Origin of the sequence: Propioniciclava coleopterorum (genome assembly GCF_011393335.1) — a bacterium.
GTDB lineage: Bacteria > Actinomycetota > Actinomycetes > Propionibacteriales > Propionibacteriaceae > Propioniciclava > Propioniciclava coleopterorum.
In genome coordinates, this window is the sequence record NZ_CP049865.1 from 2,412,409 (window position 1) to 2,432,343 (window position 19,935).

The 19,935-nt window shown below is 72.8% G+C and carries 16 protein-coding genes; 10 read left to right on the plus strand and 6 right to left on the minus strand.

Annotated elements, in window-relative coordinates:
• Positions 1-158 precede the first annotated feature (158 nt).
• Genes G7070_RS11495 through G7070_RS11505 form a run of 3 tightly spaced genes read right to left on the minus strand, consistent with a single transcriptional unit; the run spans position 159 to position 6,408 of the window.
• Positions 159-2,693, minus strand: coding sequence for a DUF6493 family protein (locus G7070_RS11495; protein WP_166233859.1), 2,535 nt, complete (start codon positions 2,691-2,693; stop codon positions 159-161).
• Complete coding sequence (locus G7070_RS11500) at positions 2,690-4,030, minus strand: SWIM zinc finger family protein (protein WP_166233860.1); 1,341 nt, start codon at positions 4,028-4,030, stop codon at positions 2,690-2,692. Before G7070_RS11500 ends, G7070_RS11495 begins: the two co-directional genes overlap by 4 nt.
• Positions 4,027-6,408: a beta-galactosidase gene (locus G7070_RS11505; protein WP_166233861.1), complete on the minus strand. Its 2,382-nt coding sequence runs from the start codon at positions 6,406-6,408 to the stop codon at positions 4,027-4,029. Before G7070_RS11505 ends, G7070_RS11500 begins: the two co-directional genes overlap by 4 nt.
• Positions 6,409-6,524: 116 nt before the next feature.
• Between G7070_RS11505 and G7070_RS11510 the strand changes: the two genes are divergently transcribed.
• Together G7070_RS11510 and zupT are read left to right on the plus strand one after the other, a co-directional pair.
• Positions 6,525-7,796, plus strand: coding sequence for a M18 family aminopeptidase (locus G7070_RS11510; protein ID WP_166233862.1), 1,272 nt, complete (start codon positions 6,525-6,527; stop codon positions 7,794-7,796).
• A 41-nt stretch (positions 7,797-7,837) separates the two neighbouring features.
• Positions 7,838-8,638, plus strand: coding sequence for a zinc transporter ZupT (gene zupT, locus G7070_RS11515; protein WP_166233863.1), 801 nt, complete (start codon positions 7,838-7,840; stop codon positions 8,636-8,638).
• Between the two features lie 85 nt (positions 8,639-8,723).
• Here the strand turns inward: zupT and G7070_RS11520 are convergent, their stop codons facing one another.
• On the minus strand, positions 8,724-9,842 hold the full coding sequence (locus G7070_RS11520; protein ID WP_166233864.1) for a baeRF11 domain-containing protein: 1,119 nt from the start codon (positions 9,840-9,842) through the stop codon (positions 8,724-8,726).
• Between the two features lie 360 nt (positions 9,843-10,202).
• Here G7070_RS11520 and G7070_RS11525 point away from each other — a divergent pair, with 360 nt between their 5' ends.
• The 5 genes from G7070_RS11525 (at position 10,203) to G7070_RS11545 (ending at position 15,970) form a co-directional block, all read left to right on the plus strand.
• Positions 10,203-11,510 (plus strand): ABC transporter substrate-binding protein, encoded by a 1,308-nt coding sequence (locus G7070_RS11525; protein WP_166233865.1) that lies wholly within the window; start codon positions 10,203-10,205, stop codon positions 11,508-11,510.
• A gap of 200 nt (positions 11,511-11,710) precedes the next feature.
• Entirely contained in the window at positions 11,711-12,574 is an 864-nt protein-coding gene (locus G7070_RS11530) for a carbohydrate ABC transporter permease (protein WP_246227045.1), read from the plus strand.
• The gene (locus G7070_RS11535) at positions 12,571-13,503 is read left to right on the plus strand and encodes a carbohydrate ABC transporter permease (RefSeq protein ID WP_166233866.1); all 933 of its coding nucleotides are present in this window, start codon (positions 12,571-12,573) and stop codon (positions 13,501-13,503) included. Before G7070_RS11530 ends, G7070_RS11535 begins: the two co-directional genes overlap by 4 nt.
• On the plus strand, positions 13,500-14,945 hold the full coding sequence (locus G7070_RS11540; protein ID WP_166233867.1) for a glycoside hydrolase family 1 protein: 1,446 nt from the start codon (positions 13,500-13,502) through the stop codon (positions 14,943-14,945). Before G7070_RS11535 ends, G7070_RS11540 begins: the two co-directional genes overlap by 4 nt.
• A complete protein-coding gene (locus tag G7070_RS11545) occupies positions 14,945-15,970 on the plus strand; it encodes a LacI family DNA-binding transcriptional regulator (RefSeq protein ID WP_166233868.1) in 1,026 nt (341 codons plus the stop codon). The genes G7070_RS11540 and G7070_RS11545 overlap by 1 nt, the downstream gene beginning before the upstream one ends.
• Before the next feature lie 17 nt (positions 15,971-15,987).
• Here G7070_RS11545 and G7070_RS11550 read toward each other — a convergent pair whose 3' ends face one another.
• Positions 15,988-16,452, minus strand: coding sequence for an OsmC family protein (locus G7070_RS11550; protein ID WP_166233869.1), 465 nt, complete (start codon positions 16,450-16,452; stop codon positions 15,988-15,990).
• A 132-nt stretch (positions 16,453-16,584) separates the two neighbouring features.
• On the opposite strand from G7070_RS11550, the gene ychF reads away from it, so the two are divergent.
• Positions 16,585-17,658, plus strand: coding sequence for a redox-regulated ATPase YchF (gene ychF, locus G7070_RS11555; RefSeq protein WP_166233870.1), 1,074 nt, complete (start codon positions 16,585-16,587; stop codon positions 17,656-17,658).
• 457 nt (positions 17,659-18,115) lie between these two features.
• Here the strand turns inward: ychF and G7070_RS11560 are convergent, their stop codons facing one another.
• Positions 18,116-18,664, minus strand: coding sequence for a hypothetical protein (locus tag G7070_RS11560; RefSeq protein WP_166233871.1), 549 nt, complete (start codon positions 18,662-18,664; stop codon positions 18,116-18,118).
• A gap of 438 nt (positions 18,665-19,102) precedes the next feature.
• Here G7070_RS11560 and G7070_RS17880 point away from each other — a divergent pair, with 438 nt between their 5' ends.
• On the plus strand, positions 19,103-19,249 hold the full coding sequence (locus tag G7070_RS17880; RefSeq protein ID WP_206079747.1) for a hypothetical protein: 147 nt from the start codon (positions 19,103-19,105) through the stop codon (positions 19,247-19,249).
• Entirely contained in the window at positions 19,250-19,924 is a 675-nt protein-coding gene (locus G7070_RS11565) for a siderophore-interacting protein (protein ID WP_431977946.1), read from the plus strand. It abuts the gene before it with no gap.
• The last annotated feature ends 11 nt before the right edge of the window (positions 19,925-19,935 follow it).

Consider the following 19,935-nt stretch of genomic DNA (forward strand, 5'->3'; position numbering starts at 1 on the left):
CCACAGCCACGCCCCAGCGCGCCGAGGGCGACGCCGAGGAGCAGGGCCAGCAGCACCGTCAACGTGTCCATGCACCGATCCTCACAGGTGCTCCCGACAGTTTCCGCCGCGACCCGCCCCCTCACCCCGTAGTGGTGGGCGCACCGCCGCGGCGGGCGTCACCGCCGGAGACTCGGTGGCGGCGTCTCGAGCGACGCGGCGGCCAGGCGCGCCGCCTCGGCCGCGAGCGGGGTGCCGCGCGGCGGCTCCGCGGCCAGCGCGCGCAGGGCCAGGGCCGCCGCGGACGTGCCGCGCGCCCGCCGCGCGAGCTCCGCGGGCGTCGGCACGGGGCTGCCGTAGGCGCGCGCGAGCTCCGCCCCCGCCTCGTACAGCGTGCCCGCGCCCCTGACCTCGGCGGTCGCGGGCAGCAGCGCGGCGATGACCTGCAGCACCCGGTGGCCGGCCAGCGCGCCGATCGATGCGGCGTCGGTGAGCGCGGCGGCCACCCGGCCGGCGTAGATGGCGTGGTCGGCCAGCAGGGCGGCGAGCTCGTCTGCCAGGACGTCCGGGGCCAGCAGGTTCGCCTCGGCGAGCGCGGCCAGCGCCTCGGCCGTGGCGGCGCGGTGGCCGGCTTCCTTGGCCGACAACCCCAGCGCGAGCGCGAACGCCGTCGGGCCGCCGACGAGCCGCCGGGATGCGCCCAGCGCCGCGAACACCTCGGGGACGCCCCGCACGTTCACCACCGCCACGGCGGCGGACAGCGCCGGGGAGAAGTGGGCGGCCAGGACGTCGGGGTTGTTCGCGTACAGCACCCCCGCCCACTGGGCGAGCTGCGCGTAGCCGTCCTGCTCGCGCGCCTCCTCGACGCGGTGGCCGTACTCCTGCGGCACGCGGGTCGTGTCCAGCGCCCGGTCGGCGTAGGACGCGCGCGGCCCGGCGCCCGAGCCCGGGGCCGTGTACAGCAGCCGCGGCGGCGTCGGGTCGCCCGAGCCGAAGGTGCCCTCGCCGACGGCGTGCCGCCCGCGCACCCAGTCCAGGGCGGTGGCCGGCAGCGGCGCCAGCGCGACCTGCTCGACGACGCCGGGTCGCAGCGCCTCCACCAGCAGCGCCCCGGGGCCGTGGGTCGCGATCATCCGGTAGCCGGCGCGGAACGTGTGGATCTCGACGACCTCCTCGGTGCCGTCGGCCCCGAGCCGGTGCGTCGTCGCGGTCCGCTCGCTCACCTCGGCGTCCGGCGGGACGGGCGCGTCGTCGGCGAGGAACACGTGGCGGCGGAAACCCCGGAAGTCGAGGTGGGGGACCGGGAGTCCCAGCCAGGCGCGCAGCCGCACGGCGAGGTGGCGCCGCGGCGAGGACCGGGAGGCGTCGAGGTCGCCCTCGGCCACCGCCAGGGCCCGGTCGGCCAGGCTGCGCCACGCCGGGGCGACGGCGAGGGAGGCCGGGGCGGCGTCCAGGCCGTCGAGCGCCGCCATCATGCCGGGCAGCAGGGTGCCGTCGCCGACGCCCTCCAGGAACGACGCCACCGCGTCGCGCAGGGCCTCGCCCTCCAGCGGAGGCGGGTCCCACGGCAGCGGCGGCAGGTCGGCGCGGCGCGGCCCCGGCACGTCGACCGGCGGCGTCGAGGCGCGGGGCGGCTCGGGAGCGGCCACGGCGGCCGGGAGCAGCGCGGACGCCCGGCGCGCCACGTCCGCGGGCAGCCGTCCGACGACCGACGCCACGACCTCCCCGACCGGCCCGGACGCCTCGGGCGCGGCGGCGACCACGTCGGCCAGGAGCGCGACCTGGCCGGCGAGCAGCTTCTTCTCGGTGCGTTCGAACACCGGCGCGTCCAGCAGCGCGGCGACCTGCTCGGTCGAGGGGCGGGCACCCCCGGCCAGGGCGGCGCGCAGGGTGTCCTGCGCCAGCCCCACCGCCACGCTGGGGGCGGCGGCCAGCACGGCCACGTGCGTCCCCCAGCGCGCCATCGTCTCGGCCGGGGTCGGTTCCAGGCCGCGGTGGACGCGGGGGTACCAGGTCACGGCCCGCGGCGCGAAGTCGCGCAGCAGGGCCGCGAGGCTCTCGTCCAGCAGCCGCGCGCGCACCGCCGGGTCGGCGGCGAGCTCCGCGACCGCGGCCGCCCAGTCCGGCGCCTGCCGCTCGTCGACGAGCCGCCAGTCGCCGCCCAGCGGCTCGACCCGGAACAGCGCCCAGAACTCGTGCCACTGCTCGGGGTGGGCGCGCAGGTGCCCGGGCAGGGCGTCGGGTGCCGGGACCTCGGCGTACAGCCACCACTCCAGGTAGTCCGCGGACTCCGGGCGCAGGTCGTGCGCGGCCTTCACGGCGCGCGCCGTCGCGACGGCCATGCGCGGCTCGCCGCCGGCCTGCGCGAGTTGGTCGAGGAACCGGGCACCCCAGTCCGCGTCGCGCCCGGCCAGCGCGCCGGCCAGCACGTCGGCGAGCGCCTGGGACCGGGCGTCGGGGAACTGGCGGACCTCCCAGCTCGCCATCGCCTCGGCGACGGCCCTGGGCGCCCCCAGCGCGGCCAGGACGAGCGCGGCCCGCGGCGTCCAGCCTTCGGCGCGCAGCAGGCGGCTCGCCGGGACCGTGCGCGCCAGGGCGGCGCGCTCCGCCTCGTCGGCGCCGTCGAACGCGGCGTCCAGCGCGGGGAGGGTGTCGGGGCCGGTGCCGGTGGCGCCGCGCTTGAGCAGCGAGCGGCGGGCGGCGAGATCGGTCATGGTGCCTCCGCGGCGAGGTGGGCGACGAGGACGTGCTTGCAGGGGCCCCGGGTGCCGCGGTACTGCGCGTACCACGGGCAGGTGCAGCGGTCGTCGGCCAGGCGCACCTCGTGGGTCGCGGCGCCGGAGCGGACCAGCGCGATCCCGTCTGTCACCTCGACCGCGCCCGCCTCCGCGAGGGCGTGGGCGTCCGCCAGGCGGGGGTGCAGCGCCGTGAGGGCGGTGGGGAGGTAGGGCAGCGGCCGGTGGAACCAGGCGCCTGCGTCCAGGTCGTAGCCGACCTGCCCCGAGGTGGCGAGCAGCGCCAGCGCCCCCGCCACGCGCTCGGCGGGCAGCCCCGACCCGGCGCCGAGCTTGGCGGGGTCGATGCGCGGGTCGAACGCGAGCAGCGCCGAGACCAGGTCGGCGTCGTGCTCGGTGTGCGGCCCGGCGAGCGCGGACAGCACCGCCCCCTCGCCGGAGAACCCGCGCGTCTTCTCGGGGCTCAGCCCGATCGTCAGCGTCGCGCCCGGCAGCCCCAGGACCCACCCGGACGCCGAGGGCGGCGAGCCGGCCGACACGTCGGGGGCGAAGGCGCGCAGCCCGGTCGCGTGCCGCAGGATCGGCTCCAGGACGCGCAGCCGCTCGGGGCCCGCCACCGCGACGGCGCCGGCCGTGGGCCGCGACGCCAGCCGCAGCCCGCGGGACGCGCGCGTCGCCCACAGGACGGTGCGCGTCGTCGAGGAGCGGGGCAGCCCGCGCACGAACGCCCGTGCCGCGTCGGCGTCCAGCTCGTGGCGCAGCGCCATGCCGGCGCTCAGCGCCTGGGTCTCGGCGAAGCCCTTGAGCCAGCGCGTCGGCAGCGGCACCCTCTCCTCGACCACCGCGCCGTCGAGGGTCGTGGCCCGCAGCCCGTCGGTGCCCACGTCCAGGTGGAGCGGTTCGCGGGCGCGCAGCCCGGCCAGCGCCTGGCGCAGCGGCGGGTTCACGTCGACGTTGGTGACGCCCGCGGCCACGCGCTCGGCGTCGAGCGCGGACGCCGCCACGTCGAGCCGCGCGTACACGCCGCAGCAGGCGCTGAACGACTCCAGTCGCAGCCCCTCCGGGGTCGAGGTGACCACGGGGTCGGCGGCCCGCAGCACCGCGGCCTGGGCGTTCGGGGGCACGTAGAACCGGGTCCGGGCGACCCGCGCCAGCGCCAGCAACCCGGCGGCCACCACGTCGGGACGGGCCACGAAACCCGAGAAGAAGTGCGGGTGTTCGGCCGGGCCGTCGGCGTCGCTGCCGCCGCTCGTCGCGAGCGTGAGGGCGTCCCCGTCCAGCTCCGACGGCCACAGGTAGCGGTAGGTCGCGGTCACGGCGCCACCCGGAGTTCGGTCCGGGTGACGGTGACCAGGTCGATCGCGGCGACCCGGACGCCGTCGGGCACCCCGCGGACGCTCGGGTCGACCCAGACGCCCGTCGCGGCGCGCCAGGGCAGCAACTCCAGGGTGAGGCCGTCGCGGCGGGCGGCGTCCAGGTGGTCGCTCAGGTCGACGTCCCAGACCCGGCCGTGCCAGAAGTGGTCGCTGAGCACCTCCTCGCCGAGTAGGGCGCGCCCGACGTCGCCGCTCCACCTCACCCGCAGCAGCACCCGGTCCGCCCCCGGCGCGACGTCGGGGACAGCCACCGGGACGCGGGCGGCGCCCGAGGCGTCCGTCGGGGCGCTCAGCCGGGCGGCCGGCCCGCCGACCCGGGGGAGCGGGGCGCGGGCGTCCGGTGCCAGGTCGGCGGCCAGGCGTCGCGTCCCGGCGGCGGTGGCGAGTTCCCCGCTCCACCACCCGGCGGGGCCGGTCGCGGCGCGCAGGCCCGGGCCCTGCAGGCGCCGGCCGCCCCACACCGACAGCCGCGTCGTCGGGGCCTCGGTGCGCACGACGAGCGCGCCGTCGCGCACCGAGAGGGCGGCGTCGGCCAGCAGCAGCGTCGGCGCGCCGGCGAGCGGCAGCAGCCAGAGCCGGTCCGCCGAGGCCTGGTCCAGCACGAGCACACGCACCCCGGGCAGGCCGAGCAGGCACGCGGGGCCGGGCTCGGGCTCCACGACGGTCGCGCCGTCGGCGGGCCGGGACGCCGCCCCCTGCACGGGCACGTCGCCCTCGAGCACCACCTCCACCGGGACGCCGTCGGTCGCCCCCAGGACGACCAGGTCGCCCTCGGCGTCGCTCACCCGGGCCAGCAGCTGCGCCGTAGCGCTGCGCAGCGTCACGCCCGGGGCGAGCGGCAGCCGCAGCGGCCACGCGACCGCCACGCCCGCGGGCAGGTGGAGGGGGCGGCTCGGCACGGCGATGACGGCGTCGTCGAAGGCCACCTGCACCTGGGCGACGGGCACCCCCGGCAGGGCGTGCCGGGCGGGCTGGTGCGTGGTCCAGAACAGGTGGCCGCGCCGCCCGTCCGAGCGCACCGACCAGCGCAGGTCGGCGCCCTCGTCCGGCCCGATCGTGGCCGGCATGGCGGCGAGGTCGGGGTCGGCCGCCAGGAACAGGTGCTGGCGCCGCAGCAGGTGGAAGTGGGGCCGGAGCTGTCCGAACTCGCCGATCGGGGCGTGGAAGTCGTAGCTGCGGGTCGGGACGTCGTTGGGGTAGCCCGTGGCCTGCGACTCCTGCTCGGTGCCGTGCGGCCCGACGCGCTGCGTGCCGCCGGCGTACATGTAGTAGCCCTGCCACGCCGAGCCGGAGGCGATCTTCGCCAGCGTCAGCGCGGCCACGTCCTCGGGGGTGACGAGCGGGCGCCGGTGGTAGGCGACGTGCATGCCGCCGCCGAGCTCGCAGGTCGCGAAGGGCACCGCGTCCGCCTTCTGCAGCCGGACGCCGTCCCGCCCGGCGGGCCCGTCGCCGAGGGCGGCGCGGACGTCCGCGCCGACGCCCAGGTCGTCGCGCACCGCGCTGGGCCGGAAGTGCACCGCCGCCCAGTCGGGCCAGTCGGTGTCCGCCTCCTCCCAGAACCCGTCGGCGTAGCCGCCGAACACGGGCAGCAGCGTGTCGGGCACCTGGGCGCCGCCCCAGCCGGTCGCGGTCCACAGCGGGACGCGCAGCCCGGCGTCCTCGGCCAGCGCGCGCAGGGTGGCGAGGTGCCCGGGCTGGTCGTACAGCTCGTTGTCCACCTGGACGCCGACGACCGGCCCACCCTCGGCGTGGTTCAGCCCGGTCAGCTGCGCGGCGATCTCGCCGTAGAGCCGGCGCACGAGCCGCAGGTAGCCGGGGTCGTCGGTGCGGGTGACCACGTCGGCGGCCCCCAGCCAGTCGGGGAACCCGCCCAGGCGGGCCTCACCGTGCGCCCAGGGGCCGAGCCGCACGACGACGTCGAGCCCGTGCGCGGCGGCCCGCTCCACGAACGCGCGCAGGTCCAGGTTCCCCTCCCAGCGGAATCGCCCGGGCTCGGGCTCGTGCGCCTGCCAGAACACGTAGCAGGCCACCGCGTTCAGGCCGCCGGCGCGGGCGTGGGCCAGCACCTCGTCCCAGCGGTGCCGGGGCAGCCGCGCGTAGTGCACCTCGCCGGAGACCGGGAACCAGGGCCGCCCGCCGCGCTCCAGGTGCGTCGCGGTCACCGCGATCCGGTCGGGCGCACCGGGCGGCTCGCCCAGCGGCAGGTGGTCGCGGCGCGGCGGCGCGGGGCGGGGGACGCTCAGCGCCGCCAGGGGCGCCGAGGAGGGTGGGGGCGGCGTGGACGCCGGCGGCGGGGACGGCTTGGACGGGGCGGGCACGGGAGACCTTCCTGTGGCGGGTCGGCACGACTCTACGAGGCCGGCGCGGCGCCCGGGCGGCGTCTTGGTCCGCGAGGTCGCGGGCGCGGCCGACGCGCCTGCCGGACTGCGGCACAATGGCGGCCATGGCTTCGGAGTACATCGACGATCTCGCCTCGTTCGTCACCGCGTCCCCCTCCTCCTTCCACGCCGCCGCCGAGCTGGCGCAGCGGCTGGACGCCGAGGGCTTCGCCGTGCAGGACGAGACGCAACCCTTCGACGCGAACCCCGGCGGGCACTACGCGGTCCGCGACGGCGCGGTGATCGCCTGGTGGCTGCCGGAGGGCTTCGACCCGGCGCGCGCGGGCTTCCGGATCGTCGGCGCGCACACCGACAGCCCCAGCCTGAAACTCAAGCCGCAGCCCACGGCGTCCGCCTTCGGGTGGCAGCAGGCCGCGGTCGAGATCTACGGCGGGCCGCTGCCCAACGCCTGGCTCGACCGCGAGCTGGGGCTGGCGGGCCGGGTCGTGACCCGCGACGGCGAGCAGGTGCTGGTCGCGACGCCCGCCTGGCTGCGCGTGCCGCAGGTCGCCCCGCACCTGGACCGCTCGGTGAACGAGTCGCTGTCGCTGAACCGGCAGCGCCACCTGAAGCCGATCTTCGCGGTCGGGCACCCCGAGCTCGACCTGCTCGACCTGATCGCCGACGTGGCCGGGCTCGACGTCGCCGACGTCGCCAGCCACGACCTGTACGCCTACCCGACCGAGGCGCCGGCGGTGTTCGGGCCGACGGAGGAGTTCTTCGCCAGCTCCCGGCTGGACAACCTCTCCTCGGTGCACGCCGGGCTGCGCGCGCTGCTGGACGCCCCCGAGGGCTCCGACGTGACGGTGCTGGCCTGCTTCGATCACGAGGAGGTCGGGTCGGCGTCCCGCTCGGGCGCCGCGGGCCCGTTCCTGGAGCAGGTGCTGCGTCGGGTGGCCGGCGCGGTCGGCGTCCGGGGGTCGGGGTGGGAGGAACTGCTGGCGCGCTCGTCCTGCATCTCCGCGGACGCCGGGCACGCGATCCATCCGAACTACCCGGAGCTGCACGATCCGGACCACCAGCCGCTGCTCAACGGCGGGCCGCTGCTGAAGTTCAACGCCAACCTGCGCTACACCACGGACGCCGCGAGCGCGTCGCTGTGGCGCCGGGCGTGCGCGGCCGCCGGCGTCCCCACGCAGGACTTCGTGTCCAACAACGCGGTGTCGTGCGGGTCGACGATCGGACCGATGACCGCCGAACGCTTCGGCATCGTGATGTGCGACGTCGGGATCCCGCTGCTGAGCATGCACTCGACGCGCGAACTGGCCGGGGTGCACGATCCCGGCTACCTCGCCGGCGCCCTGACCGCGTACTACGCCGGGGCCTGAGGGCCGGTGCCCGACCCGTCCCCGCGCACGGCTGAGGCCGCATGATCCTCGCGCTGGCCGTCTCGCTGCTGGCGGGGCTGGCCACGTCCGTCGGCGGCGCGCTCGCGCTCGGCCGCCGCACGCTGGAGCGGGCCTGGTTGGCGGTCGCCCTGGCGTTCGCGTCCGGGGCGATGCTGCTGGTGAGCCTCGTGGAACTGCTCCCGCTGGGGATCGCGTCGCTGGGGGAGCAGTTCGGCCCGAAGACGGCCGCCGGCGTCGGCTACCTGGTGTTCTTCGTGGGCATCGGCCTGGTGCTCGCGATCGACCGCTTCCTGCCCCAGCCGCTCAACCCGAACGAGACCGAGGGCCGCGAGCACGAGGTGGCCGCGGGCGAGGTGCCGCACACGCAGCGGCTGCTGCGCTCGGGGCTCCTGGTCGCGTTGGTGCTGGGACTGCACAACTTCCCCGAGGGGATGGCGACCTTCCTCTCGACCTACTCCGACGTCGGCGTGGGGATCCCGCTGGCGGTCGCGATCGCGATCCACAATGTGCCCGAGGGGATCGCGGTGGCCGCGCCGGTGTACGCCGCGACCGGGTCGCGCTCGAAGGCGTTCTGGTGGGCGACGATCTCGGGCCTCACCGAGCCGGTCGGCGGGCTGATCGCCGCCGGCCTGGTCACGTGGGTGATCCCGCCGGCGTTCTTCGGCGTCTTCTACGCGCTGGTGGCCGGGATGATGGTCTTCCTGGCGCTCGACGAACTCCTGCCGGGCGCCTGGCGCTACCAGACCGACAAGCACCAGACCGTCTACGGGATGCTGGCCGGCATGGCCGTGGTCGCCCTCAGCCTGATGCTGTTCGCCTGACCGCCCCCGGACGCGGCGGGTCGCCGCGCCCGGGCCGGGGTGCCGCCGACCCGCGGGTCGGCCGGGCGATCGGGCGGGGGAGCGGTCAGGCCAGCGGGAAGCGGAGCCCCGCCATGGCCGTCCCGTTCCAGCCGGGCGCGGTGATCTCGCCCGGGCGGACGGCGAACACGTCGCCGCCCTGGGCCAGCACCTGCACCACGATCATGGAGGACAGGTCGTAGCCGTCCTTGTCGTAGGCGATCGCGCCGGACGCGGTGTCCAGTGAGCCGCGGATCTCGGCGGTGAAGTCGTACACCATCGTGGAGACCGCCCCGGACGCCGTGGCGCGGGCGATGTCGGCCAGGTCGTGCGCCACCAGGCCGCCCGAGGTGCCGTCCATCAGCCGGGTGGCGAGGGCGTCCACCTGCGCGGCGTTGTGCCCGGGCAGCCGGACGCGGATGGCCTCGTCGATCTCGTGGCCCGCCAGCGCGTCGGGGGAGCCCTGCACGGTGACGAGCGGGTGGCCCGAGGCGTGGGCGTTGCGGTACAGGTCGAGCAGCGGCTGCGCGGCGAACAGGAACAGCGGGATGTCGCGGTCGACGCCGCGCAGTTCGGCCGTCACCGCGTCGGAGACCCGGCGGATGTAGGTGCTGAGCAGCACCTTCAGCCCCTCGTCGCCCACCAGGCGGCGGACGTGGTCCCGGTCGCGCACCGTGGCCCGGTTGGTGGCCTCGGCGACGTCGGCGATGCCGGTGCGCTCGATCTCGAGCTCGACCGCGCGGGTGGTCGCGGTGGCGTGCCACAGGTTCCAGCCGTCCGCCGACAGCGTGAGCGCGTAGGCCTCCTGCGGGGTGGTGACGGCGCGCACGAGTTGCCCGATGTCGTAGCGCGTCCCGACCTGCACCTGGGGCTGCAGGATGTTGGGCAGCACGTAGGCCTCGTACCCGTCCTCGGCGAGGAACAGGGCGATCGACCCGGCCAGCTCCGACCACACGTCGCTCGCGGCGAAGGCGTCCCACTGCGCGCGCAGCGCGTCCTCGACGGCGGGGCGGACCCCGGTCTCCCGCACCTGGCGCAGCGCGTCGTCGACGGCGCTCTTCAGGGCGAGGCGGCTCGCCGGCCGGTCGGCGGGGTCGGTCGGCGCGTAGATCGTGAGGGCGCGCTCGTGGGGCTTGCCCAGCCGGGTCAGGTCGTCGAGGTCGGGTAGCCGGTAGCGGGTTGGCATCTGGGTAACTCCTTCGATTTTGGCCCCTCAAGACTAAAAGTTTCGTTGAGGTTTCTCCTAATCAACGATGAATAACTTGCCTCGACGTCGACACAATGAACACCGTTGTGAATCACGGAATGATTGGTAAGCCTTGCCTCACGCTGAGGCGCAATTCCTCCGATAACGGCGAAATCAGGATGGACGCATCCTCCCGATCATGTTATCAAACCGTTACCCGGGCCGGCTTGACGGACGCCCCGCGCTGAGGTGGACTCTTCCCAACCACTGAGAGCGCTCTCACCTCTCGTGAACCATCGGGTGAGAGCGCTCCCAGCAGGCCAGGCGGGGGGCCCGCCGCACACTGACGAAGGAGTTACAGTGCGCAAGCAACGCAAGGCGGCCATCGCAACGATCAGTGCGTTGGCGCTCGCCCTGACCGCCTGTGCCGGCGGAGGCGCGGGAACCACCCCGACCGCCGCGTCCACGGCGACCGGCGGCGGCGAGCAGAAGATCACGCTCACCGTGGCGACGTTCAACGAGTTCGGCTACGAGGACCTCGTGAAGGAGTACACCAAGCTCCACCCGAACATCACCGTCGAGCACAAGAAGGCCGCGACCGCCGACGAGGCGCGCGAGAACCTCAACACCCGCCTGGCGGCCGGCTCCGGCCTGTCCGACGTCGAGGCGATCGAGGTCGACTGGGTGCCCGAGATGATGCAGTACGCCGACAAGTTCGTCGACCTGAAGGATCCCGCGCTCAAGGGCCGCTGGATCGGCTGGAAGGAGGCCTCGGCCACCACCAAGGACGGCAAGCTGATCGGCTACGGCACCGACATCGGACCGGAGGGCATCTGCTACCGCTCCGACCTGTTCGCCAAGGCGGGGCTCCCGACCGACCGCGCCGAGGTGGCCAAGCTGCTCGCCGGCGACTGGGACACCTACTTCTCGGTCGGCAAGCAGTTCGTCACCAAGACGAACATCCCGTGGTACGACGCCTCCGACGGCGTCTTCCAGGGCATGATCAACCAGATCGACAACCCGTTCGAGACCTCCGACGGCAAGCCGATCCCGCTGGGCGACAACGCCAAGATGAAGGCGACCTACGACAAGCTCATGAAGGCGTCGGTGGACGACAACCTGTCGGCCAACCTCGCCCAGTGGAGCCCCGACTGGGTCAACGCCTTCCAGAAGGACGGTTTCGCGACGATGCTGTGCCCGGGCTGGATGCTGGGCGTCATCGAGGGCAACGCCAAGGGCGTCACCGGCTGGGACATCGCCGACGTATTCCCCGGCGGCGGCGGCAACTGGGGCGGCTCGTTCCTGACCGTCCCGGCCCAGGGCAAGCACCAGGCCGAGGCGAAGGCGCTGGCCAACTGGCTGACGGCCCCCGAGCAGCAGCTCAAGGCCTTCAAGTCCAAGGGCACGTTCCCGAGCCAGGTGGAGGCCATGAAGTCCGACACCCTGCTCAGCTCGACGAACACCTTCTTCAACAACGCGCCGACCGGCAAGATCCTCACCAGCCGCGCCAACGCGATCACGGTGACGCCGTTCAAGGGACCGAACTACTTCTCGATCCGCGCGCTGACCTCGGACGCCATCAACCGCGTCGACGTGGACGCCACCGACGATCGCGAGGCCTCCTGGGCCAAGGCGGTCGCCGCGTACAAGGACCTCGGCCTCGGCTGATCCTCCTGGGGTGCCGGCGTTCCACGGGGCGCCGGCACCCGCCATGTCCAGCCCGTCCGTCACCGACCGCAGGAGGTCATCATGGCTGCCCACGGCACCGCCCAGGGGCGACGCTCACCTGGCGACAGCGGCTCTCGCGGATCGACGTCCGCTGGTCGCCCTACCTCTACATCGCCCCCTTCTTCATCGTCTTCGCGATCGTGGGGCTCTACCCGCTGCTCTACACCGCCTACGTCTCAATGCACCAGTGGCACCTCATCGGCGGCCAGGGCGACTTCGTCGGCCTGCAGAACTACGTCGACGTCGTGCAGCAGGAGCGCTTCACCCGCGCCCTGGTCAACACGTTCTCGATCTTCCTGCTCAGCTCGGTGCCGCAGGTGATCGCCGCGATCGTCATCGCCGCCATCCTGGACGCCAACCTGCGCGCCAAGACCTTCTGGCGGATGGGCGTCCTGGTGCCCTACGTCGTGGCCCCGGTGGCGGTCTCGCTGATCTTCTCCAAGATCTTCGCCGACCAGTCGGGCCTCATCAACACGCTCCTGACGGGGTGGGGGCTCGACCCGATCGGCTTCCACTCCGACCGCTGGGCCTCCCACGTCGCCATCGCCGCCATGGTCAACTTCCGCTGGACCGGGTACAACGCCCTGATCTTCCTCGCCGCCATGCAGGCGGTGCCGCGCGACCTCTACGAGGCCGCCATCGTCGACGGGGCGAGCCGCGTCCGGCAGTTCTTCAGCGTGACCGTGCCGATGCTGCGGCCCACCATCATCTTCGTCATCATCACCTCGACCATCGGCGGGCTGCAGATCTTCGATGAGCCGCGCATGTACGACACGCTCGGCCTGGGCGGCGCCGACCGGCAGTGGATGACGATGACGATGTTCCTCTACGAGCTCGGCTGGGGCGCCCAGAAGAGCTTCGGCCGCGCCGCAGCCGTCGCGTGGATCCTGTTCTTCATCATCGTCGCCATCGGCATGGTCAACTTCGCCCTGACCAGGCGCATCGCCTCCGGGGACGCCCCGCGCGTCCGCCGGCGGCGTCCCCGGAAGGAGGTCGTGCGATGAACTCCGTCGCCGCCGTCGAACAGACCGCCGGCAAGGCGGCCGCCCGCGCCGCCAAGCGCCGCCGCGAGGCCGCGTCCGGACGCCGCCCCCAGCGCGGCTACGGCGCCGAGCGCCGGCCGCCGTGGATCACCTACGCGCTGCTGGTCGTGGTGCTCCTGATCTCGGCGTACCCGCTGTACTTCGCGTTCCTGCTGGCGTCCTCCGACGTCGCCACGATCGCGCGCAACCCGATCCCGTCGCTGCTGCCCGAGCCGCACCTGTGGGAGAACCTCGGCCGGGTGCTGTCCTCCGACATCAACTTCTGGCCCGCCGTGGTGAACTCGATCCTGGTCGCCGTCATCACCGCCTTCTCGGTGGTGCTGTTCTCGACGCTGGCCGGGTTCTCGTTCGCGAAGCTGAACTTCCGCGGACGCGGGCCGCTGCTGGTGTTCGTGATCGCCACCATGGCCGCCCCGACGCAGCTGGGCATCGTGCCCCTGTTCATCGTGATGTCGAAGCTCGGCTGGGTCGGGCAGTTGCAGGCCGTCATCGTCCCCGGGATGGTCACCGCGTTCGGCGTGTTCTGGATGACCCAGTACCTGCAGGAGGCGCTGCCGTACGAACTCGTCGAGGCCGCGCGCGTCGACGGGTGCTCGATGATCCGGACGTTCTGGCACGTCGCGCTCCCCGCGGCGCGGCCGGCGGCGGCGATGCTCGCCCTGTTCACGTTCGTCGGGTCCTGGACCAACTTCTTCTGGCCGTTCGTCGTCCTGGGGTCGAGCAACCCCACCCTGCCCGTCGCGCTGCAACTGCTGCAGGCGACCTACTTCAAGGACTACTCGCTCATCATGGCCGGCGTCGTCATCGCGACCCTGCCGCTGCTGCTGGTCTTCGTCGTCGCCGGACGCCAACTCGTGTCCGGCATCATGCAAGGAGCCGTGAAGGGATGACCTCCACCACCGACCTCACCACGTCCGAGCTGACGTTCCCCGCCGGGTTCTCGTTCGGGACGGCCACCGCGGCCTACCAGATCGAGGGCGCCGCCGCCGAGGACGGCCGCCGCGACTCGATCTGGGACGCCTTCTGCCGCGTCCCCGGGGCGGTGATCGGCGGGGACAGCGGCGAGGTGGTGTGCGACCACTACCACCGGATGCCCGCGGACGTCGACCTCATCGCCGACCTCGGCCTGGACACCTACCGGTTCTCGACGTCGTGGGCGCGGGTGTGCCCCGACGGCGGGCCGGCCAACCCCGCCGGGGTCGACTTCTACTCCCGGCTGGTGGACGAACTGCTCGACCGCGGCGTCCGGCCGTGGCTGACGCTGTACCACTGGGACCTGCCCCAGGCGCTGCAGGAGGCCGGCGGCTGGGTGAACCGCGACACCGCCCATCGGTTCGCCGACTACGCGCAGGTGATGGTGGACGCCCTCGGCGACCGCGTCGACGTCTGGACCACGCTGAACGAGCCGTGGTGCTCGTCGTTCCTGTCGTACGCGGCCGGCGAGCACGCGCCGGGGCACACGTCGCCGTCCGAGGCCGTGGACGCCGCCCACCACCTGTTGCTCGCCCACGGCCTGGGCGTCCAGGTGCTGCGCGGGCACGGCCGCGACCTCACCGTGGGCATCACCACCAACCACACCGTCGCCGACCCGGCCGACCCGGACGATCCCGGCGACGTGGACGCCGCCCGCCGGATCGACGGTGCTTTCAACCGGGTGTTCCTCGACCCGATCTTCCGGGGCGACTACCCGGCCGACGTGCTGGAGGACATGTCCTGGGCCGGTCTCGGGCGCGTGGCGCGCGAGGGCGACATGGCGCTCATCAGCGCCCCGATCGACGTGCTGGGCGTCAACTACTACAACGGCGGCGCCTTCGCCGCGCCCGACCCCCGCGTGCACGAGCCGCTCACGCACCCCGGACCCGGGGGCCTGCTGCGCCGCAGCCCCTACGTCGGGTCCGAGCGGGTCCGCGGGGTGTCGCGCGGCCTGCCCGTGACCGACATGGGCTGGGAGATCCAGCCCGACGGGCTCACGCGGCTGCTGCTGCGGCTGCAGCGCGAGTACACCGGGCCGGCCGGGATCCCCATGGTCATCACCGAGAACGGGGCCGCGTTCCCCGACGTCGCGGACGCCGGAGGGTTCGTCCAGGACCACGACCGGATCGCCTACCTGCGCGACCACCTCGCCGCCGTGCACGCCGCGCTCGAGCAGGGCGCCGACGTGCGCGGCTACCTGGTCTGGTCGCTGCTGGACAACTTCGAATGGGCCTGGGGCTGCGGCAAACGGTTCGGGATCGTCCACGTGGACTTCGACACCCTGGAACGGACGCCCAAGGCGTCCGCGCAGTGGTATTCCGGAGTCGCGCGGACCGGACGTGTCACGCTCGTGTCCTGATGAAGGAACACGATCACGCGGGCCGCCCCCGGGCCACGCTGGAGGATGTCGCACGCGAAGCGGGGGTGTCGCGGGCGACGGCGTCCCGCGCGATCCGCGGCGGCGACCTCGTCAGCAGCGCCAACCGCGAGGCCGTCCAGGAGGCCGTGGAGCGGCTCGGCTACGTGCCGAACCCCGCCGCCCGCAGCCTCGTCACCCGGCAGACCGACACCATCGCGGTGGTCGTGCCCGAGCACGACGACCGGATCTTCTCCGACCCGTTCATCGGGCGCACGATCGCCGGCGTCGGCGAGGCGCTGGCGGACACGCCGCAGCAGGTCGTGCTGCTGATGCGCAGCCGCAGCCGCGGCAACGAGCAACTGGCCGCCTACCTGCGCGGCGGCCACGTCGACGGCATCGTCGTCGTCTCGCACCACCGCGACGACCACCTGGCGCGCGAGATCGCCCGCTCCCAGCTGCCGACGGCGTTCATCGGTCGTCCCCTGGAGGACGGCATCGACCTGCCCTACGTCGACCTCGACAACGTGGCGGGCGGACGCCTGGCCGCCGAGCGGCTCCTCGCGTCCGGGATGCGGCACCCCGCGACCGTCACCGGCCCGCAGGACATGGTGGCCGCGATCGACCGGCTCGCCGGCTGGGGCGAGGCGCTGCGCGCGGCCGGGCTCGACGACTCGGTCCGCTACGAGGGCGACTTCACCATGCTGCCCGCCCAGGAACTCGGGCGGCGGCTGTTCGAGGAGCATCCCGAGGTCGACGGCGTGTTCGCGGCCAACGACCTCATCGCCGTCGGCGTGATGAACGCCGCGCGCGAGCGGGGGCTGCGGGTCCCCGGCGACGTGCGGATCGTCGGCTTCGACGACACGCCCCTGGGGATGTCGACGCACCCGCAGCTCACGAGCATCACCAACCCGGCCGGCGAGCTGGCGCGGATCGCGACCCAGCTCGTCCTGGACCAGTTGGCGGGGGAGCGGCCCGCCTGGCCGGTCATCCTGACGCCCGAGCTCGTGGCGCGCGAGAGCGCCTGACCGCCCCCTGGGCCGTGTCAGCCGACGACGGCGGTCGGCTCGATGCGGACCGGGAAGTTCACCGAGGCGGCGATGAAGCACCAGTCGTGCGCGTCCGCGTGGGCCGCCGCGGCGGCGTCCAGCATGCTCGCGTCGGTCACCGTGACCCGGGGACGCAGCACCGCCTCGACGAACCGGCCCCCGTTGCCCTCGGTCGTCAGCGTCCCGGTCGCCTCGTCGGCGTAGCCGGTGACGACGACGCCGCGGGTCACGGCCGCGTGCAGGTAGCTGAGCAGGTGGCACTCGGACAGGGCGGCGAGCAGCAGTTCCTCGGGGTTCCAGCGGGACGCGTCCCCGCGGAAGTGCGGGTCCGCCGAGGCGGCCACGTCCGGCTTGCCGGACGCCGCCAGGGTGACCGCGCGGTCGTAGTCGCGGTAGCCGGACGTCCCCGTGCCCCGGTCGCCGGTCCAGGTGGTGCTGACGGTGTAGCGGTGATCGGCCATGCGTCGAGTCTGCGGAACGGGTGCCCGTCGGTCAACGGCGCGGGCCGGTCGGCCGGTGGGGCGGCCGGGGCGGTTGCCCGGGAGGACCACCCGAATCGGCCCGCGGCGTCCGGGGCCATAAGATGGACGATCGTGGCACTCACCATCGGAATCGTCGGGCTCCCCAACGCGGGCAAGTCCACCCTGTTCAACGCGCTGACGCGCAACGACGTGCTCGCCGCGAACTACCCGTTCGCGACGATCGAGCCGAACGTGGGGGTGGTCGGAGTCCCCGACCCGCGCCTGGCGGGGCTGGCGAAGGTGTACGGCTCGGAGAAGATCATCCCCGCGACGGTCAGCTTCGTCGACATCGCCGGCATCGTGAAGGGCGCCTCCCAGGGCGAGGGCATGGGCAACGCGTTCCTGGCCAACATCCGCGAGGCGGACGCCATCTGCCAGGTCACGCGCGTCTTCGAGGACGCCGACGTGACGCACGTCGACGGCTCGGTGAACCCCGGCAACGACATCGACACCGTGACGACCGAGCTGATCCTGGCCGACCTGCAGACGCTGGAGAAGTCCATCGTCCGGGTCGAGAAGGAGGCGCGCATCAAGAAGGAGGCGCGCCCCAAGCTCGAGGCGATGCAGGCCGCGATCGAGGTGCTGAACTCCGGCCGGACGGTGTTCGCCTCCGGCATGGACATCGCCGAGCTGAAGGACCTGTTCCTGCTGACGGCCAAGCCGTTCATCTACGTGTTCAACTGCGACCAGGACGAGCTGGCCAACGAGGCCCTGCAGGAGCGGATGAGCGAGCTGGTCGCCCCCGCCGAGGCGGTGTTCCTGGACGCCAAGTTCGAGTCCGAGCTGGTCGAGATGGACGAGGACGAGGCACGCGACTTCCTGGCGGAGATGGGCGTCGAGGAGCCCGGCCTGGACAAGCTGGCCCGCGCCGGTTACGAGACGCTGGGCCTGCAGAGCTACCTGACCGGCGGCCCCAAGGAGGCCCGCGCCTGGACGATCCGCAAGGGCGCCACCGCCCCCGAGGCCGCCGGCGTCATCCACACCGACTTCCAGAAGGGCTTCATCAAGGCCCAGATCGTCTCGTTCGACGACCTGATCTCGCTGGGCTCGGAGGCCGCGGTGAAGTCCGCGGGGAAGATGCGCCTGGAGGGCAAGGACTACGTGATGGCCGACGGTGACGTGGTGGAGTTTAGATTCAACGTCTGACCTCGATCAGGTCAGAATAGATTTCTGACCCACAGTGTTGATGCTGTAGCCTTTCGTTTCAACGTCTGTGTTTGCGTTCGAGATGCGCTTCTCAGTTCGGAGCTGCACTTTGTGCGGCGTGAACATCGAGTCGGCTGAAACCAGGAGAAGCACATGCAAGCGCGAGTAATCGGTTCCGAGCAGTCGATGGAACGGTGGCCTCCTGGTATCGCAATGCTGACCGCGTGCGTGGACTTGTTCGGTTGATCCGTTCCAGGACGCTCTCCGGTGTCGCCGAGAGTGAGTCCTCGCCGCCGCTGATGGTTCTCCGTTCCGGAACGTGGTCGAGTTCCGGTTCAACGTCCAGCGTTTGTTGACGCAGCGCGTACACGTCTTCTCGTGATCAGATTACTCGGGAGCGGATTCCGATGAGACTGAACTGATCGAGCCCATCCACCCGGAGAGACCTTGATCGATCTCAATAGGGATAGCCGTACCGAATGAGGAGAACGATCGCCGACGCCAGTGAATAGATCAAGAACGTGACGCCGAGCCAGCAGCAAGCCAATCGACTTGTCTCATACTCGGCTCGCTTCAGGCGCGGAACCATGAGCGCGAGGCCAGTCACTTGGACCGCGGCGAGTCCCAAGTACGACCAATCCTTGAACACCCACGCCAGGGGCGCAAAATGCACAGCGACACACAGTGCGATCCACCAGCCAAACCACCTGTATCGATGTCGGATCTTCAAGAAGATTGCGCCGGCGCCGATGAAGACGCTCATGACGATGAAGATGGCTCCAAAGACCCACCAGTTGCCGTCGTCCAGGGCGCTTGGCGTGTTCCAGTTGCGGCCGACGAGGACTCCAAATGTCGCGGCAATGATCAACCCGACCGAAGCTCCGACCCACTGTGGAAGTCGAGATTTGGGCGCAGAGTCCTCCTGCGCCATAGCGAACCACACGCACGCCATGACTCCGAACAGGGTAATTGCAAATGCCTGATCTCGCATGAATTCGGTGATCAACGTTCTCTGTCCGTTCGTCGGTGCGCCTGTACCACATGGCTGGGTTCCACGAGGGTGCGGTGAGCAACAGATACTCACGACACACTACCGGCCGTAGCGTGGCCGGTTCCCTGTCAACGCTGGCGCTCATCCTCTGCAGTGCAGTCCCCTCGCGCCGGCGCTCGAAGGCTGGTCGCCTCGTACCGATATCTGTCTTGGCGCTCTCCGTCGATGAGGTTCCGCGTGCCCTGTGAGCAGAGCGTGGTCGGCGTCACTCTGGACGAGCTCGACGCGGTTGCGCGCGGTACCTCGATGCCGTCAGCGGTTTCTCTGCGCTCCGGTAGTGCCGGGCGCTCGGTGCGGTGACCGGCGTCGCGCCCGTCGGGGGCGCGGGACTTGGTTGGCGCTGCCGCAGTGGTCGCCACCATGCACCGTCCGAAGTAAGGATAGGCTTACCTTATGAGTCGGAAGAAGAACACGCCGCCCGACCGGCGGTTCATGGTGGCGCACGTCGTTCGCGTCGAGCGGGTGAGCCCGAACTTCGTCCGGGTGACCCTGGGTGGCCTGGACGGGCTCGAAGCCTGGGGCGCCGACCACTGGTGCTGACTGTTCTTCACGCGCGACGGGCAGGACGCGCTGAAGCTGCCCACGAGCACCACCGAGCTGGGCTGGTACCTGCAGTATCTGGCGACGCCGAAGGCGAAGCGACCCTGGGTGCGCGCGTACACGCTGCGGGACTGCAGGCCCGAGGTCGGGGAGGTGGACATCGACTTCGTCATCCACGGGCATGACGGTGGGCCCATCGGGCCGGGGACGCGGTTCGCGCTCAGTGCGCGCCCGGGCGATCGGGTCGGGTTCCTCGACCAGGGGTCCGCTTTCACCCCCGATCACCCCCACGACTGGACGCTGCTGGTGGGCGACGAGACCGCTCTGCCGGCGATCGCGGGCATCTGCCGCGCGCTCCCCGAGGACGCACGGGGGATCGCGGTCGTCGAGGTCCCCGCCGCCGAGGATCGCCAGGACTTCCCGGCGCCCGCCGACATGCAGGTCGTCTGGGTGGTGCGAGACGAGTCGGGCCGACCCGACGAGCGGCCGGGCGAGCTCGCGCTCCGGACGCTGACCTCGGCGGCCCTGCCCGACGGTGACGTGCACGCCCACGCCATCGGCGAGTCCGCGCTGGCGACGGGAGCGCGCCGCCACCTGGTGCAGGAACGAGGGGTGCCGAAGCGCAACGTCGACTTCGTCGGGTACTGGCGGCACGGCCGGCCGGCGACCGGCTGAGCCGGCCCAGC

Coding starts and splice junctions, on each gene's coding strand:
- G7070_RS11495 (WP_166233859.1), bottom strand. CDS start 2,693: ATGACCGATCTCGCCGCCCGCCGCTCGCTGCTCAAGCGCGGCGCCACC.
- G7070_RS11510 (WP_166233862.1), top strand. CDS start 6,525: ATGGCGGCCATGGCTTCGGAGTACATCGACGATCTCGCCTCGTTCGTC.
- zupT (WP_166233863.1), top strand. CDS start 7,838: ATGATCCTCGCGCTGGCCGTCTCGCTGCTGGCGGGGCTGGCCACGTCC.
- G7070_RS11520 (WP_166233864.1), bottom strand. CDS start 9,842: ATGCCAACCCGCTACCGGCTACCCGACCTCGACGACCTGACCCGGCTG.
- G7070_RS11535 (WP_166233866.1), top strand. CDS start 12,571: ATGAACTCCGTCGCCGCCGTCGAACAGACCGCCGGCAAGGCGGCCGCC.
- G7070_RS11540 (WP_166233867.1), top strand. CDS start 13,500: ATGACCTCCACCACCGACCTCACCACGTCCGAGCTGACGTTCCCCGCC.
- G7070_RS11545 (WP_166233868.1), top strand. CDS start 14,945: ATGAAGGAACACGATCACGCGGGCCGCCCCCGGGCCACGCTGGAGGAT.
- G7070_RS11550 (WP_166233869.1), bottom strand. CDS start 16,452: ATGGCCGATCACCGCTACACCGTCAGCACCACCTGGACCGGCGACCGG.
- G7070_RS17880 (WP_206079747.1), top strand. CDS start 19,103: ATGAGTCGGAAGAAGAACACGCCGCCCGACCGGCGGTTCATGGTGGCG.